This is a genomic window from Desulfatitalea alkaliphila (assembly GCF_022968795.1).
GTDB lineage: Bacteria > Desulfobacterota > Desulfobacteria > Desulfobacterales > Desulfosarcinaceae > Desulfatitalea > Desulfatitalea alkaliphila.
Genome location: NZ_JALJRB010000007.1, coordinates 1 through 16106 on the forward strand (window position 1 = coordinate 1; position 16106 = coordinate 16106).

Here is a 16106-nt window from a genome sequence, read left to right on the forward strand (position 1 = left end):
GCACCCGGCCCCCCGACCCACCCGCCGGCGGTCGTTCAACCCTCCCTTGTCATTCAACCTTTCGTTACAATCGCCACCATTTTCTATCATTCCCGCTGTTCCCTCCTTCCCCTCGATGCCCTCCATGCCCTCCATTCCTCCATTCCAACCTTTCCCAGCCGTGCCGCATTCACCTTTCCCGCCCACGCACCATTCACCATTCACCATTCACTCCCACGATTGGCAATCGCAACGCAAACATCTGTTATTCGATTCAAATCGAAATGCAGTTCTCGCGATGCGATCGACGGCACACACGCTTTTCAACATTTCGCCACGCCCCGATAGCGTCAATACCGAATGTCCCTTCCCCCTGCTTGTCATTACACAGCGCATTTGATAGAAACAGCGCCATGGTACACAAGTTCCAACAAGGCCGGTTGATCCTGGCGTCCAACTCCCCGCGACGGCGTTATCTGCTGTCCAGGGCGGGCCTTTCCTTCGAGGTGCTGCCCAGCGGTGTGGACGAAGCGCAGGTGCCCTACGACACACCCGCCGCCTACACCCAAACCCTGGCGCGCGCCAAGGCGCTGGATGTGGCCGAACGCCGGCCCGATGCGTGGGTCATCGGCGCCGACACCATCGTGGTGATCGACGGCCAACCCCTGGGCAAACCCAGGGGCCGCACGGCGGCAAGGGAAATGTTGCACCAATTGAGCGGCCAGACCCATCAGGTATTCACCGGCTATACCATATGTTGTATCGCGCACAACCACCACGTCACGGATGTGGTATGCACCGACGTCACTTTCAAATCGCTCAGCGAACCGGAAATCGAGTGGTACATCCACACCGACGAACCCTTCGACAAAGCCGGCGCCTACGCCATCCAGGGACTGGGCACCTTTCTGGTGCAGCGCATCAACGGCTCCTACACCAACGTGGTGGGGCTGCCGGTGTGCGAGGTGATCGCCCATCTGATCGAGGCGAAGGTGATCCGCATCGCCGCCGACGGTGAGCCGTGAATGCAACGCATGCGGATCGGGTCGCAAGAGTACAATGGAGAGGTCAATGAACAGCACCATCGCTGATCGCCTGCACGAGGTCCAGGCACGGATGGCGATGATCGCCCGCAGGTGTGGGCGGCGGCCCGAGGAGATCCAATTGGTGGCGGTGGGCAAAACCCATAGGGCGGAAGCCATCGAAGCGGCCATGGCGGCCGGGGCGACCATCATCGGCGAAAACTATGTGCAGGAGGCCCGCGACAAGTTCGCCGCCCTGTCTCATCGACCGGCGGCCTGGCACTTCATCGGCCATCTGCAGACCAACAAAGCCAAATATGCCGTGCGGCTATTCGAACTGATCCACACGGTGGACTCCCTCAAACTGGCGGAGGAACTGAACCGGCAGGCCGGCAAGGCGGGAAAGATCCAGCGGGTGCTGATCCAGGTGAACACGGGCGGCGAGAAGAGCAAGTCGGGGGTGACAGCGGAGCAGGCGCCGGCCCTGGCGCGGGAACTCAGCGGCCTGGAACACCTCAAGGTCGAAGGATTGATGGCCATCCCCCCCTATTTCAACGACCCCGAAGCGTCCCGTCCCCATTTCGCCGCGCTGCGTGAACTGCGGGACCGGATCGCCGCCCTGGCCATCCCCGGCATCGAGATGCAAGCCCTCTCCATGGGCATGACCGGCGATTTCGAAGCGGCCATCGAGGAAGGCGCCACCCTGGTGCGCATCGGCAGCGCCATTTTCGGAGCGCGCGCATGAAACTCCTATTGCACATCTGTTGCGGTCCCTGCGCCATATACCCTTTGAAGGTGTTACAGGAACAGACGACCCAAGTGATGGGCTATTACTACCGCAGCAACATCCACCCCTACACCGAATGCCTGCGGCGACAGCAGACCCTGGAAACCTATGCCGACACCATCGGCTTGCAATTGATCGTCGACCGGGAGTACGACCTGGAGGGCCATCTGCGAGCCACGGTCTTTCGTGAAACCCAACGCTGTCTTTTGTGCTACCACCGGCGCCTCAAGGCCACCGCCCTAGTGGCCAAACGGGGCCGCTTCGATGCTTTTTCGACCACATTGTTGTACAGCAAATTCCAGCAACACGACGCCATTCGCGCAACCGGACAAGCGGTGGCCGAAGAGGTGGGGATCCCCTTCCGATACCACGACTTCCGCGTCGGCTGGAAAGAAGGCATCACCGCTTCCAAGGAGATGGGCATGTACCGGCAGCAATATTGCGGATGCATCTACAGCGAGAAAGAACGCTACTTCGGCCGCGGCAGCCGCCAATAAATCGGCGGCGCCACACTGACGCCACTGTTTCACATACGCCAAAGACGCGCAGGCGCCCGGCGGGAAGGCAACATGTTCCACAACTTCATCTACTTCATCGTCGCCTTGATCACCCTGATCCTCTACCAGCCGACCCAAACACCGGCCTTGTCCGCCCTGGATGCGCTGCTGGGGCTGCTGGTCGTCACCGGGCTGTTTACAGCCATCGTTCGCTTTCGCTTCGACCGTCTGGCACGGCGGGCGAGCCACTACAGTCAACGAGTGCTGGACCAACGGTTCGGCCAGTTAATGTCCCAGCACGCCATTCTGGCCCTCGCCGTTTTCGCTGTGGTCATCTGGGTCCTGGATCTGCCCTCCCACATCGGTTTCCTGGGCATCTTCGTCTGGTTGCCCACCCTCAAGGACCTGCTCTTTTTGCTGCTGTTCGGCGGCTACCTGGTGCTGGTCTGGACCTATGCCTACGATGCCCACCAGGCCATTTACGGTGGGGATCTCACCCGCGCCAATTATGTTTACTCCAATGCCGCCTTCAGCGCGCCGATCCTGCTGCCCTGGACCCTGTTGTTCGGCATCTCCGATCTGTTGCGTCTGCTGCCTTTCGAGCTACCCACGCGAATACTCGATTCGGCGGTCGGTCAAACGGCCTATTTCCTGGTCTTTCTGGTGTTGGCTACCATCTTCGCCCCCCTGTTGATCAAACGGATCTGGCGTTGCCGCCCCTTGGAGGCAGGCGACCTGCGCCACCGCATCGAAGCCCTCTGCCGCCAGGCAGGGGTGCGCTACGCCGATATCGTCTACTGGCCCATCTTCGGCGGCCGGATGATCACCGCCGGTGTCATGGGGCTAATGGGGCGCTTTCGCTACATCCTGGTGACCGACGCCTTGCTGCAAATGCTCTCCCCGTCCGAAGTCGAGCAGGTGATCGCCCACGAAATCGGGCATGTCAAACGCAAGCACCTGTTGCTCTACCTGCTGTTCCTGGTCGGCTTCATGCTGATCTCCTACGCTGCCTATCCCCTGAGTTTCATCGCTCTGTTCTTTGTCAAACCGGTTCTGTCAATCGTACTCCATTTCAATCTCAATCCCACCAACTTCATCTACGCCATCTACGCCGTGTTGCTGGTGGCGGGCGTAATCGTTTACTTCCGATACATCTTCGGCTATTTCATCCGCAACTTCGAGCGCCAGGCCGACCTGTTCGTCTTCCGCATGTTTCGCGATCCCCAACCCTTGATCGTTACATTCCAAAAGATCGCGGCCACATCGGGACAACCGGCCGACAAACCCAACTGGCACCACTTCAGCATTCAGGAGCGGATGGATTACCTGCAACGCTGCCGGCACGATCCCCACCTGATCGCGCGACACGACCGCAAATTACGTTACAGCATCGCCCTTTTCCTGACCGCCTTTTTACTATTGGCAGTGGGCGTCTTTCAACTCAACCAGGCGGTGATAGGACACGGCGGACGCCAATTGCGCCTGGCCGCCCTTGAAAACTACCTCGAGCGCAAGACGCCTAAAACCGAGGAAGACGCTCTGCTCTACGCCATGCTGGGCAACACCCACCTGGAACGCAACGACGAAAGGGCCGCCCTATCGGCCTACGAAAAGGCCGCCCGTCTCAACCCCAACGATCCCGACATCCTCAACAACCTGGCATGGGTCCTGGCCACCATCGAAGAGCCATCCCTGCGCAAACCCCAGCGCGCCCTGCACCTCGCCCAACAGGCCATCGCCCTGCAATCGACCGCCCCCCATATCTGGGACACCCTGGCCGAAACCCTCTACGCCAACAACCGCATAGAAGAAGCCATCAATGCGCAGCAAACCGCCCTATCCCTGAACCCCCCGGACAGAACCCACTATGAAACACAACTGGAAAAATTCAGACAAGCAAAAAAAAGGCAGGAATAATCAATACATCACCCCTTACTAAAAGGAACCAATCCTTCAACTTAAAACTTAAACCTACTTTTAAAGGCCCCAATCCTTCAACTTAAAACTTAACACTTAACACTTAAAACTACTTAATACACACCTTTCGAACTTGCAGCATATCGGTTTTACCACCGAAAATCTTTTCTATACCATCCTGTTTCAACGTCGTCATGCCGTCGGCGATGGCCTGCCTGCGAATCTCTTCCATCTGGGCCCGGCGCTGGACGAGCTTTTTCATCTCTTCGGTGCCCACCAGCAGTTCATGGATACCCATGCGGCCGCGGTACCCGGTGTTGTTGCAGAATTCGCAGCCTTGCGGTTTATACAACTCCAGTTCATCGTTGTAGTTGATGTTGACGTTCTTGGCGAATTCCTCTTCCCCGTACTCGCGCACCAATTCGCCAAACTCTTCTTCGGAGGGGTTGTACGCCTTTTTGCAATCCGGGCAGAGGGTCCGCACCAGGCGCTGGGCCATTATGCACAAAATGGCATCGGCGAAGTTGAAGGGGTCCATGCCCATGTCCAGCAGGCGGACAATACTCTCCGGAGCAGTGTTGGTGTGCAGGGTGGAGAAGACCAAGTGACCGGTCAAGGAGGCCTCGATGCCGATGTGGGTGGTCTCCTTGTCGCGCATTTCGCCGACCATGATCACATCCGGGTCGGCGCGCAGAAAAGAGCGCATGGCGGCGGCGAAGGTGAAGCCGATCTTGGGTTTGACTTGTACCTGGCGCAGCCCCTTCTGGGTGATTTCCACCGGATCCTCGGCGGTCCAGATCTTGGTCTCGGTTTTATTGATGTAGGCCAGGGCCGAATGCAAAGTGGTGGTTTTACCGGACCCGGTGGGGCCGCACACCAGCACAAGGCCGTAGGGCTGGATGACGCACTGCACGAAGTTGTCGTAGTTGCGCTCGGAGAAACCGATCTTATCCAGAGGAATCGGCTCGCCGGCGGCCAAGATGCGCATGACCACATCCTCCATCCCCCCTTGGGTGGGAATGGTGGCCACACGCAGTTCGATGTCCTTGCCGCCGTACTTCTTGAATTTGATCTTGCCGTCCTGGGGCAACCGCCGTTCGGCGATATCCAGATCGGCCATGATCTTGATGCGCGACACCACCGCGTTGCGGTAGGCGAAGGGAACGGTCTGGTAAACCGTACAAGAGCCGTCCACCCGGATGCGCACCATGGTGTTCTGCTTGCCCGGATACGGTTCGATGTGAATGTCCGAAGCGTTGCGGGCGTAAGCATCCAGGATGATCTTGTTGACCAGCTGGACGACGGCGCTGTCCTCTTCCCCGACGCCCGATTCGGCCTCCTCGATCTCATGATATTCGTCCTGCAACTGAGAAAGAATATCGTCGATTTCGGCCATCTCCCGCTCATCGGCGCTGAACAGCTTGATGAAATCGAGGATGTCCTGCTTGAGAGTGACCGCGAACTTTAGGCGCCGACCTGGAAAAAGGGCCTTGATCTCGTCGATCCGCTTCAGATCGTGGGGATCGTCGATGGCGATCACCGGTTGTCCCTCATCCAGGCGCAACGGTACCCACAGATTGGCGCGCATGAAGGGCACTTTGATCCCGGCAAGCAGTTCACCGGGAATGGGGTGAGCGGCGCTGTAAGAGACAAAGGGCACTTTGTAATAGCGGGAAAGGGATTCGCCGATCTCGGTCTTGGGCACCTTGTATTCGCGGCTCAGGACGCTTTCCACCGGCTCCTTGCGTTGACGGGCGTCGGTGATGGCCTTGGCCAGCTCTTTCTGGGTGACCAGGTGGTTTTCCAGCAGATAGTCGAACTTGGTCACACGCCCGCCACGGGCTGCCATACGTTTTTGGTTGTACAGTGCGATACCGATGATCTTGGCCAGATCGACCACCGCTTTTTCGTCCGCTTCATGGAAACGGCCGCCGTCCTTGCGATTGATCAATTGCAAGGCGCCCATAAGGTATTTTTGAAAAATGATGGGATAAACGAGAACTTGCTGGGTACGGAAGCCGGTTTTCTGGTCCCAGCTCTTGTCGAAGTCCAGGTTCTCGTCGATGTTTTGCAACTCCGCCTTGTCATAGACATTGCCGATGTTGAGCAGCTTGTGGGTCAAGGCGGCGTAACCGGCCAGGGAGGATTTGCTCACGGGAATGCGGATTTCACCGATCTCGTCGCCGGACTTGAAACGCGACACCAGCTCCCGCTTGACGCCATCCACCACATAGACGGTCAGTCGTTCGGCATCGAACAGGGAGAGAATCTCATCCGACAGATCGATAAAAATCTCGTCCAGATCACGTGCCGCATTGATTTTATTGCCAATTTCGATAAGTCGCGTACGGTAGGCGACTTCGGACTGCAAATTGACGTTCCCGTCCTCCAAGGTGGCACGGGCCTGGGTTTGAGATGTATTCAAATTCAACATAGGACCTTACCTGTGGACTCCATGGTATCCATCCGCATGGGGCCGTAAGGGGCCACTGACAGCCTTGCCGAAACCGTCGGCGGCCCTCACCGGATGGGCAAGCAGGCTAATCGCCCGACCGCTCCACGGGGTCGGACCGATCCGCCGGTGGGGCTTTGAAATGGTGAACGATCTTTTTCGCCCCGCCGACGATCAGCACAATGCCAATGAAATAAAAGATGATCACCACCGATTTGGAAAAGGATTCGAACTCGGCCAGTCGGGGCATCACCTGCACATTGCGCAACAGCACGCCCACGCCGGCCAAAACGAGCGCGATTCCCCAAAATAGTTGACGGTAGTCCTTCGCCGCAGGTTTATCGTTGTTTGTCATCGCTGTTCCAAGTGCCGACAATCGGGCGTTTGAATAGCTATCGGCTGTTTGATACCGGAAGTTTACCATAAAATGGTGATCACCGACAGGAAACTGAATGCATTTCCGCGAAGGGCATGTGCCATCCGCGGCATACCCTGTACCGTCCGTCTCGTCCTAAATGGCGTAAAGACGCTCCCGCGTGATGATGGACACCCCATTGGCCGTCAGCACTTTGATGGCCGCCTCGCTGTTGTCAAAGCGAAAGATCATGACCGCATGCTTGCCGGTGTGGTGCACATAAGCGTACATGTACTCCACGTTGATGTCGGTGTCTTTCAGGATCTCCAGAAGCCGGTGCAGCCCGCCCGGACGATCCTCCACCTCCACGGCCACCACCTCGGTGCGCCCCACCGTCAGGCCGTTGTCCTTGAGGGCGTTGGCGGCTTTCTCGTTGTCGTCCACAATGAGCCGCAGCACCCCGAAATCGGAGGTGTCGGCAAGGGCCAGGGCCTGGATGTTGACGCCCGCTTCGGCCAAAATGCCCGTTACCTCGGAGAGGCGGCCGGATTTATTCTCCAGAAAAACGGATATTTGTTCCACTTGCATAGGGCCTCCTTCAACCGGCTGCGCCGGCTGCTGCTTGCTCGACGGTTAAACACGATCGGGTCGGAAAAACCGTTCCCGGCGGCGGATCGGCCGCCGGCAGGCATCGAAATCGTTCCCCCCGGGCCTACAACTTGCGGTTGTCCACCACGCGCTGGGCCTTGCCTTCGCTGCGGGCGATGGCCTTGGGCTCGACCAGGCGCACTTTGGCCGTGACGCCCAACAGCTCCTTGATGTTTTTCGAAATGCGTTTCTCGGTGGCCTGAAGCTTCTTGACCTCATCGGAAAACAATTGCTCGCCGATCTCCACCTTGACCGTCAACACGTCCAGCGCGCCTTCCCGGTCCACCACCAGTTGGTAGTGGGGGGTGACGCCCTCGGTGTCGATCAGCACGCTTTCGATCTGCGAGGGGAACACATTGACCCCCCGGATGATCAGCATGTCGTCGCTGCGGCCGGTGACGCGGCTCATGCGCAGATGGGTGCGACCGCAGATGCACGGTTCGGGATTCAACGAACAGATGTCCCGGGTGCGGTAGCGAACCACCGGGAAAGCCTCCTTGGTAATGGTGGTGAACACCAGCTCGCCCACGCTGCCGTAGGGCAGTGGTTCCAGGGTGGCGGGGTCGACGATCTCGGGAATGAAGTGGTCCTCGAAAATGTGCAGCCCGTTCTTGGCCTCCTTGCACTCGATGGCCACGCCGGGCCCCATAACCTCGCTGAGGCCGTAGATGTCCACGGCGGTCAGGTTGAGTTTGCGCTCGATCTCGCCGCGCATGGTTTCGGACCAGGGTTCGGCGCCGAAAATGCCGAATTTGAACTTGAGGTCCTTGAAAGAGACCCCCATCTCTTCGCACACTTCGGCCAGGTGCAGGCTGTAGGAGGGCGTGGCGGTGATGATGGTGGGGCCGAAATCCTTCATGATCATCACCTGCCGGCGGGTGTTGCCGCCGGAAACGGGAATCACCGACACCCCGAGCAGCTCCGCGCCGTAATGCACCCCCAGGCCGCCGGTGAACAGGCCGTAGCCGTAAGCGTTGTGAATGATATCGCCCCGGTTGGCGCCGCCGGCCATCAGGGCCCGGGCCATGAGTTGGGCCCAGGTCTGAATGTCCCGCGCGGTGTAGCCCACCACCGTTGGTTGACCGGTGGTGCCCGATGAGGCGTGAATGCGCACCACGTGATCCATGGGCACGGCAAACATCCCGTAGGGGTAGTTGTCGCGCAAATCCTGCTTGGTGGTGTAGGGCAGGCGCCGGAGGTCGTCGAGGGTGCGGATATCGGTGGGGGAAATGCCGGCTTCCTTGAATTTTTCCCGGTAAAAGGCCACGTTGGCATAGACCCGCTCCACGGTGGCCTGCAACCGGCGCAGTTGAATCGCCTCCAGCGCCTCGCGCGGCATGGTTTCATATTCCATATTGTAAATCATCGAACCACTCCTCCTTGAAACAATCACTCATCCATCAGTTTGCCGGTGAAGGCCGGTTTGCGTTTCTCCAGAAAGGCGCTGGTGCCCTCCTTGGCGTCCGGGCTGGCCATGCAGAGGGCGAAGGCGTCGGTTTCAATGCGCAAAGCGGTGGTCAGGTCGGCATTGAGACCGTTGTCCACAGCCTGCTTGACGGCCCGCACGGACACCCGGCCCATGGCCGCCATCTCCCGCGCGGTGGCCATGACGGTGTCCATCAAGGCCTCCGGTGCGACCACTTTGTTGACGATCCCCAGCCGCAAGGCCTCGACGGCGGAGATCATCTTGCCGGTGAAGAGCAGCTCCTTGGCCTGGGCCGCGCCGATGATGCGCGGCAACCGCTGGGTGCCGCCGTAGCCGGGAATCAAGCCCAGCTTGATCTCCGGTTGGCCGAAGGAGGCCTTTTCCGAGGCGTAGATGAAATCGCAGGCCATTGCGATCTCCAACCCGCCGCCCAGGGCGAAACCGTTGACCGCGGCGATCACCGGAATCGACAGCTGGGTCAGGGCGTTGATGGCGGACAAGCCACGATTGATAAACACCTTTGCCTTGAGGGTGTCCAGCCGGGCCAGCTCCGTGATGTCGGCCCCGGCCACGAAGGCCTTGTCGCCGGCGCCGGTCAACACCAACACCCGAATCTCCTCATCGGCGGCGACGGCTTCCACCGCCCGGGCAAACTCTTCCAGCAAGGCGCTGTTGAGCGCATTGAGGGCCTTCGGCCGGTTAAAGGTGATGGTGGTGATGCCCTGTTCCGTGGCCACGCTGATGTGCTCGTATGACATCTCTGCTGCTCCTTCCCTGCTTGCTTGTGCAACCGTTGATGAAAGCGGATTTCAACTCGGCCCCTGAAGGGCCTCCCGCATTGCCGTCGGCGTTACTTCGTTAATATACCGTTTGATGCCATCCACGATGCCCTGGACCAGCAGACGCTGATATTCAGGGCTGGTCAGGCGCTTGCCCTCCTCGGGATTGCTGATGAAGCCGGTTTCCACAAGGATCGATGGCATTTCGGCGCCCAACAGCACATAGAAAGGTGCCTTTTTGACCCCTTTGTTGCGAATGTTGTATTTCCGGCCCAGTCGGCCCAAAGCCCCTTCCTGTACGTAGCTGGCCAAGAGTGTGGATTCGCTGACTTTGGCATTTTGCATCAGATCTTTCAAGATCGAATCCAGATCGCTGATATTTTTCATGGAAGTGGCGTTTTCGCGCGCCGCCACGCGGATGGCCTCGTCGTCGGTGGCCAGATTGAGAATGTAGGTTTCGAAACCGGACGCCCGACGGTCCGGCGATGCATTGGCATGAATCGAAATGAACAGATCGGCATTTTGCGTGTTGGCAATGGCCGTCCGTTCCTCCAGGCTCAGGTAGACATCCTTGTCGCGGGTCAAAATCACCTCGCACTTGAGTTGCGCCCGGAGCTGTTCCGCCAACTTTTTGCTGATGGCCAGGACCACATCCTTCTCTTGGACCCCCTTGTGATATCCCGGTGCCCCGGGATCGCGTCCGCCATGGCCCGGATCGATGACGATGCGCCGCACGCCGAGAGCCAACTGTTTGACGATGGCGCCGGGTGGCAAAACGCCCGTGTCTGACGGCGAGACCTCGGGCGCCGGCCGCTGTGCAACGGCGCCCGTTTCCACGCCCCAAACATCCAATACGATGCGGAAAGGGTTTTTAAGGGAAAAGATCTTGAAGGTCCGGGCCGATTTGATATCCACCACCACCCGCACCGTATCGGCGGTGTATTGCCCTGCGCGGGCATCACTGAGCAGATCGTCGTTGATGGGAATGATACGTTGCAGGTCGTTGCTCAAACGGCTGTTGTGCAGGTCGATGTAGATGCGCTGGGGCTTGCCGATGGCCGGATCTTCGCGCAGCTCGTTGTAGGTGAAGACGGCATCCTGGTCGGCGTCGATCACCACCCGGGTGTAGCGCGGATTGGACCAAAAACGCAGACCCTCCACCACCGCCGGCCGGCCCGTGCCGCCCGCAACCGCCGCCGGCCGGACCACCGCCGGCGCTCCGTCCTGCGCCGTCTCGATCACCCGGGCGATGGCGTCGCCGTCGCTGCCCTCCTGCCGGGAGGCGATCCCCAGCGTTTGGCGGGCCATCTCCGCTTCAGGGCTTTGGGGATACCCATCGAGCAGCTGTTCGTAGGTTTTGCGCGCTTGCAGCCGATCCACTTCATTGCGCGACCAGTGGTGCAAGCCGCTGTAGCTTTGGGCCAATCCAAACAGTGCCGCGGCGGCCAGGGCGCCGTTCGGTTCGGCCTGGTAGGCCTGGCGGTAGGCGTTGATGGAACGCAACCACTGATCCCGAAGCTTCTTCAATTCGGGTCGCTGTTCGAGGCGTGCATCGTTGGCACGGGCCTGTTCGTAGAACTGCCGCGCATTGCGGGTCGAAGCGGCGTTGGCCGAAGCCGCGGGCGGCGGCGCGGCCGGTTTGGCGGCGGGGGGGGATGATTTTTCAGCGGTGGTCCGGGTCCCGCCCCCTCCTTTCAGTGCGCTGCTCGCTTTTTCGGCACGAGGCCGATACCGACTTTTTGGGAAATGGCGCACCACCCGTTCGAAAAGATCGATGGCCTCCTGCCGGTCGGCCCCCACGAATGAACGTTTGTACAGCTCGCCATAGAGCACGCCAGCGTGGTAAAGCCCGGCGGCGGCCCAGGGACCGTGGGGGTCATGGCGGTAAACGGCAAGATAACGGGTAATGCAGTTCAGCCACTGATCCCGGTACTTCTGCCGGTTCGGGGCGTTGCGCAGGTCCCGATAGCATCGCTCGGCCTCGTAAAACTTGGCCTCGGCGGTTTGGGCGTGGGCCGGCGGTTGATACAAGGCTGCCAACATCAGGCAACCCAACAACCAAGCCCCCCGGCGTGCTATCCATCGCAGATGTGTGCTCATCCCGCTGTATGCTCCACTATTGTCAACTATTGCGCAGGCTTTTCATTCGTTGGTGTAAAGAAACCATGAGGGGCAAGGATTGTCAATCGCCCTTGCGGATCTTCTCCTGCAATTGGTGCAGCAGATGAAGCGCCTCCATGGGGGTCATGGTGTCGGGATCGATGGCACGCAGCCGGTCGATCACCTCCCGGTCCGCCGACTGGAACAGCGCCATTTGCACCGGTTTTTTGAAATCGTTCGCCGCTGCGTCCCAACCGCCGACGGCGGCGGCGTCCGTCGAACCGTGCCGTTCCACCCGTTCCAGAACCTGCTTGGCGCGCACCACCACCGTTTCGGGAATGCCGGCCAAGCGGGCCACCTGTATCCCGTAGCTGCGATTGGTGCCGCCCGCCACCAGCTTGCGCAGGAAGATGATGCGATCCTTCCACTCCTTGACGGCGATGTTGTAATTCTTGACCCTCGGCTTGATGGCAGCCAGCTCGGTCAGCTCGTGGTAGTGGGTGGCGAAAAGGGTCTTGACCCCTTTGCCGCTCAAGTCATGAAGATACTCCGCCACGGCCCAGGCGATGCTCAGCCCGTCGTAGGTACTGGTGCCGCGGCCGATTTCGTCCAGTACCACCAGGCTGCGCTCCGTGGCATGGTGCAGGATGTTGGCGGTCTCCTCCATCTCCACCATGAAGGTGCTTTGACCGGCCGCCAGATTGTCCAGCGCGCCGACGCGGGTGAAGATCCTGTCGGTGATGGGGATGTCGGCGGCGGCGGCCGGCACGAAGGCGCCCATTTGGGCCAAAATCACTTGCAGGGCCACTTGGCGCAGGACGGTGGATTTGCCGGCCATATTGGGCCCGGTGACGATCAAGACCTGTTCGTTGTCGTTGTCCATGGCGATGGTGTTGGGCACGAAGCGCTCGCCGCGCATCATCCGTTCCACAACGGGGTGGCGCCCCTCCTCGATACGCAACACCCCTTGCCGGTTGATGGCGGGACGGCAGTAGTCGTTCCGGTCGGCCGTTTCCGCCAGGGCCAGGAGACAATCGATGCGCGCCAAAAAACGGGCCGCGGCCTGCAAATCGTTGCCGCACGCCCGCACCTGCTCGCGCAATTCATTGAACAGTTCGAGCTCCAGGGCCCACTGTTTTTCCTCCGCCCCCATCACCCGGGATTCGAACTGCTTGAGTTCATCGGTGATATAGCGTTCCGCATTGACCAGGGTTTGCTTGCGCACGTAGCGGTCCGGCACCGAAGGCGCCTGGGCCTTGGACACTTCGATGTAGTAGCCGAACACCTTGTTGTAGCGCACCTTCAAGGTGTTGATACCGGTGGCCTCGCGCTCCCGCATTTCCAGTTGGGCCAGATATCCTTTGGCATCCCGGGCGATATGGATCAACTGGTCCAAGGGCGGGTGATACCCGTGGCGGAACATGCCCCCTTCGTTGATCGTGGGCGGCGCATCCTCGCGAATGGCCTGCACGATCCGTTCGGCCAGGGTGTTCAAGTCATCCAGCGCGAGCGACGGTTGGAACAGGTCGCTGCTCAATACCTTCAAATCATCCCAAATGGGCGGCAGGGCCGCCAGGGAGCGCCCCAAAGCCAGCAGGTCGCGGGCGTTGGCGTGGCCCATGGCGATTTTGCCGTGGAGCCGCTCCAGGTCGTAAACCCCGTCGAGGGCTGCCACCATGCGACGGCGCACATCCCCCCGGGCCACGGCCTCCTCCACCGCATCGAGTCGCAGGCCGATTTTTTCCGGTGAAAGCAGTGGATATCGCAGCCACTGTTTGAGCCGCCGCCCGCCCATGGCCGTTGCCGTGCGGTCGATGATGCTCAGCAGGGTGCCTTGGCGCGTACCGCTGCGCAGATTCTTTTCCAGCTCCAGGTTTTGACGGCTCATGTGGTCGATGACCAGATGGTTGTCCAGGCGGTAAGTGGTCATCTGCCGCAGATGGTCCACCGCCTGCTTCTGGGTCTCGCCGACGTAGTGCAGCAAAGCGCCGGCGGCCGATAAGCCGGCGGTCAGCCCCTCGGCGCCGAACCCTTCCAGAGAACGGGTGTGAAACTGCGCCAACAACCGATCCCGTCCCCGCTGCAGGTCGAAGGCCGAGGCCGGTAACCAGTTGACGGCCCGCTGTTCCAGGGCGCACACCATTTTCCGGAGTAGCGGCACATGCTGCATGGTTTCGGGCAACAGCACCTCCCGCGGGGCGATGCGCAACACTTCATCCAGCACCTTGTGGCCTTCGGTGGTTTCGGTGACCCGAAAAAGGCCGGTGGAGATGTCCAACCAGGCCAACCCCAGGATCTCCCCCCGTCCGACCAGGGCCAGCAGGCAATTGTGGGCCTTGGCCTCCAGCATATCGCTGTCCACGATCATGCCGGGTGTGACCACCCGCACCACCTCGCGCCGGACCAAGCCCTTGGCCGCGGACGGATCTTCCACCTGGTCGCAGACGGCGACCTTGAAACCGCAGTCGATCAAGCGCCCAATGTAGGATTGGGCGGCCCGATAGGGCACGCCGCACATGGGCACGGGCACATCATCATTCTTGTTGCGAGAGGTCAGGGTGATCTCCAACGCCTTGGAGGCCGCCTCGGCATCTTCGAAGAACATCTCATAGAAATCCCCCATGCGATAAAACAGAATGGCGTCCGGGTATTGCGCCTTGATGGACAGATATTGCTGCATCATGGGGGTGGTTTTGGAGGCGCTCATGGTGCGGAGATGCTTTTCAAGCCGTGCGGCGTGTTGCCGGCAAGGGTTCGGGGATTCATGGCGTGCGGGCACCCGTCGCTACCGGTGGCACGGCGGCGGCAGCGATGACCGCAGGTCTATTCCCGGGGCGTGGTCTGATCGCGGGGCGCCGTTTCGGGATCCTCCGCCGCACCGTCTTCTTCTTCGGCCCGGGTGGGCGGATCGGTTGATTGTGCCGCCGATTCATGGGCGGCCGCTTTCGTCGATTTGTGACCGGTGTGCGGCTTCAGCGTTTCAATGTCTTTTTTCATGGCCGTAATGGCTTCGGCCTGGGAATTGATGGTGTCTTTGAGTTTTTTGACCTTTTTACCTGTTTTTATCCGCTCCACGAAACCGAACAGGAAGGCGATCAGCCATCCGAGAACAAAAAAGAAAAGAAAATAGATGACAAAGGGAAGCGCAGGTGTCTGGTAACTGCCGAAACCAAGATTGATGGACAACGGCTGTTCGGCCGTCAGCAGCACATCACGGTTCTGGTAGACGATCAATCCAAGCAAAGCGAGAATGACAATCCAAAAGACCAGTTTCACCTTTTTCATGCGGATCCTCCATGATCCCGGAGTGGCGCCGCCGGCAAGGCCGAAAGCGCTGATTTGCCCTGATAATTACAGGTTGAGCCCTGAAAACTCAACACTTTTTATTGCCTCAAAGGCAAGGTTTCCAAATCCCCCCAGGCACCCATGGCGCGGCCCACCACCACCAGCACCCCCCGCACGCCCTGGATATGCCGGGCCCAGTCGACCGCCGATTGGATGTCGGCGGCGCTGCCCACCCGGTTACCGGTGGCTGTGGCCACGGCATCGGCCAGGGCGCAGTTGTCCGAGAGGATGCACACGGCATCGGCCCGTCCCAGGCTCAGGGAGTGGCCCACCGATCCGGAAGAGCTGCAGATCGCCCGAAGCCCCCGATCCGGTTGGATGCGCACACCGATCTGAAGACTCAGAGGGGAGGCACCGGCAAATACGGCAACGGTCAAAGGTCGCTGGATTTCAAAATAGATATCTCCACCGTTTTCGACAATAATTTCGGGTGACCAGCGACGCAACCGCCGGCCCACCGCTTCTGCCAGGGCCCCGGCCACGGCGGCCATGGGGCCCACCGCCGCGCGTTGGGCGGCATCGATCATTTCGCGCACCAAGGGGGGCGCCAAAGGATCGGCAGGCCAAGGGCGCAGTGTCTGCTGAAAATCCGGAAACCGCTGGATATAGCGCTCCAGATAGCCCCGCTGGGCCAACACCGCCGCACGCGCCTCCGCCGCCAGCGGCACGCTGCTGTAGATGCCCAGGTCGGTCTGCTGCACGACCACCTGTTCGGCGTGCAAGTGGCTGCGCACCAAGCGACGATAGGTCCGCTCCTGATAACCGATTCGGGGCCCTGGGGTGTCGGCATGGGGCATGG

The 16106-nt window shown here is 60.1% G+C and carries 13 protein-coding genes; 4 read left to right on the forward strand and 9 right to left on the reverse strand.

Annotated features, from left to right (window positions below; translation table 11 throughout):
• Positions 1–392 precede the first annotated feature (392 nt).
• The 4 genes from MRX98_RS07905 (at position 393) to MRX98_RS07920 (ending at position 4202) form a co-directional block, all read left to right on the forward strand.
• Positions 393–1004: a Maf family protein gene (locus MRX98_RS07905; protein ID WP_246905008.1), complete on the forward strand. Its 612-nt coding sequence runs from the start codon at positions 393–395 to the stop codon at positions 1002–1004.
• Positions 1005–1050: 46 nt separating this feature from the next.
• Positions 1051–1746, forward strand: coding sequence for a YggS family pyridoxal phosphate-dependent enzyme (locus tag MRX98_RS07910; RefSeq protein ID WP_246905010.1), 696 nt, complete (start codon positions 1051–1053; stop codon positions 1744–1746).
• Positions 1743–2285: an epoxyqueuosine reductase QueH gene (locus MRX98_RS07915; protein ID WP_246905013.1), complete on the forward strand. Its 543-nt coding sequence runs from the start codon at positions 1743–1745 to the stop codon at positions 2283–2285. The genes MRX98_RS07910 and MRX98_RS07915 overlap by 4 nt, the downstream gene beginning before the upstream one ends.
• Positions 2286–2357: 72 nt before the next feature.
• Complete coding sequence (locus tag MRX98_RS07920; protein ID WP_246905029.1) at positions 2358–4202, forward strand: M48 family metallopeptidase; 1845 nt, start codon at positions 2358–2360, stop codon at positions 4200–4202.
• A 109-nt stretch (positions 4203–4311) separates the two neighbouring features.
• On the opposite strand, the gene MRX98_RS07925 is transcribed toward MRX98_RS07920, so the two are convergent.
• The 9 genes from MRX98_RS07925 to MRX98_RS07965 form a co-directional block, all read right to left on the reverse strand.
• Entirely contained in the window at positions 4312–6636 is a 2325-nt protein-coding gene (locus MRX98_RS07925; protein ID WP_246905041.1) for a GspE/PulE family protein, read from the reverse strand.
• Between the two features lie 106 nt (positions 6637–6742).
• Positions 6743–7009 (reverse strand): hypothetical protein, encoded by a 267-nt coding sequence (locus MRX98_RS07930; protein ID WP_246905049.1) that lies wholly within the window; start codon positions 7007–7009, stop codon positions 6743–6745.
• 156 nt (positions 7010–7165) lie between these two features.
• Positions 7166–7597: an ACT domain-containing protein gene (locus MRX98_RS07935; protein ID WP_246905052.1), complete on the reverse strand. Its 432-nt coding sequence runs from the start codon at positions 7595–7597 to the stop codon at positions 7166–7168.
• 124 nt (positions 7598–7721) lie between these two features.
• On the reverse strand, positions 7722–9023 hold the full coding sequence (locus MRX98_RS07940) for a phenylacetate--CoA ligase family protein (RefSeq protein ID WP_246905055.1): 1302 nt from the start codon (positions 9021–9023) through the stop codon (positions 7722–7724).
• A 23-nt stretch (positions 9024–9046) separates the two neighbouring features.
• Complete coding sequence (locus MRX98_RS07945; protein ID WP_246905058.1) at positions 9047–9841, reverse strand: enoyl-CoA hydratase/isomerase family protein; 795 nt, start codon at positions 9839–9841, stop codon at positions 9047–9049.
• Positions 9842–9892: 51 nt separating this feature from the next.
• On the reverse strand, positions 9893–11962 hold the full coding sequence (locus MRX98_RS07950) for an N-acetylmuramoyl-L-alanine amidase (RefSeq protein WP_246905061.1): 2070 nt from the start codon (positions 11960–11962) through the stop codon (positions 9893–9895).
• 82 nt (positions 11963–12044) lie between these two features.
• A complete protein-coding gene (mutS, locus tag MRX98_RS07955; RefSeq protein ID WP_246905063.1) occupies positions 12045–14669 on the reverse strand; it encodes a DNA mismatch repair protein MutS in 2625 nt (874 codons plus the stop codon).
• A gap of 116 nt (positions 14670–14785) precedes the next feature.
• Positions 14786–15247 carry a lipopolysaccharide assembly protein LapA domain-containing protein gene (locus MRX98_RS07960; protein WP_246905083.1) on the reverse strand — a complete coding sequence of 154 codons (462 nt, stop codon included), beginning with the start codon at positions 15245–15247 and terminating at the stop codon, positions 14786–14788.
• 98 nt (positions 15248–15345) lie between these two features.
• Positions 15346–16104 (reverse strand): UPF0280 family protein, encoded by a 759-nt coding sequence (locus MRX98_RS07965; protein ID WP_246905086.1) that lies wholly within the window; start codon positions 16102–16104, stop codon positions 15346–15348.
• Positions 16105–16106 lie beyond the last annotated feature (2 nt).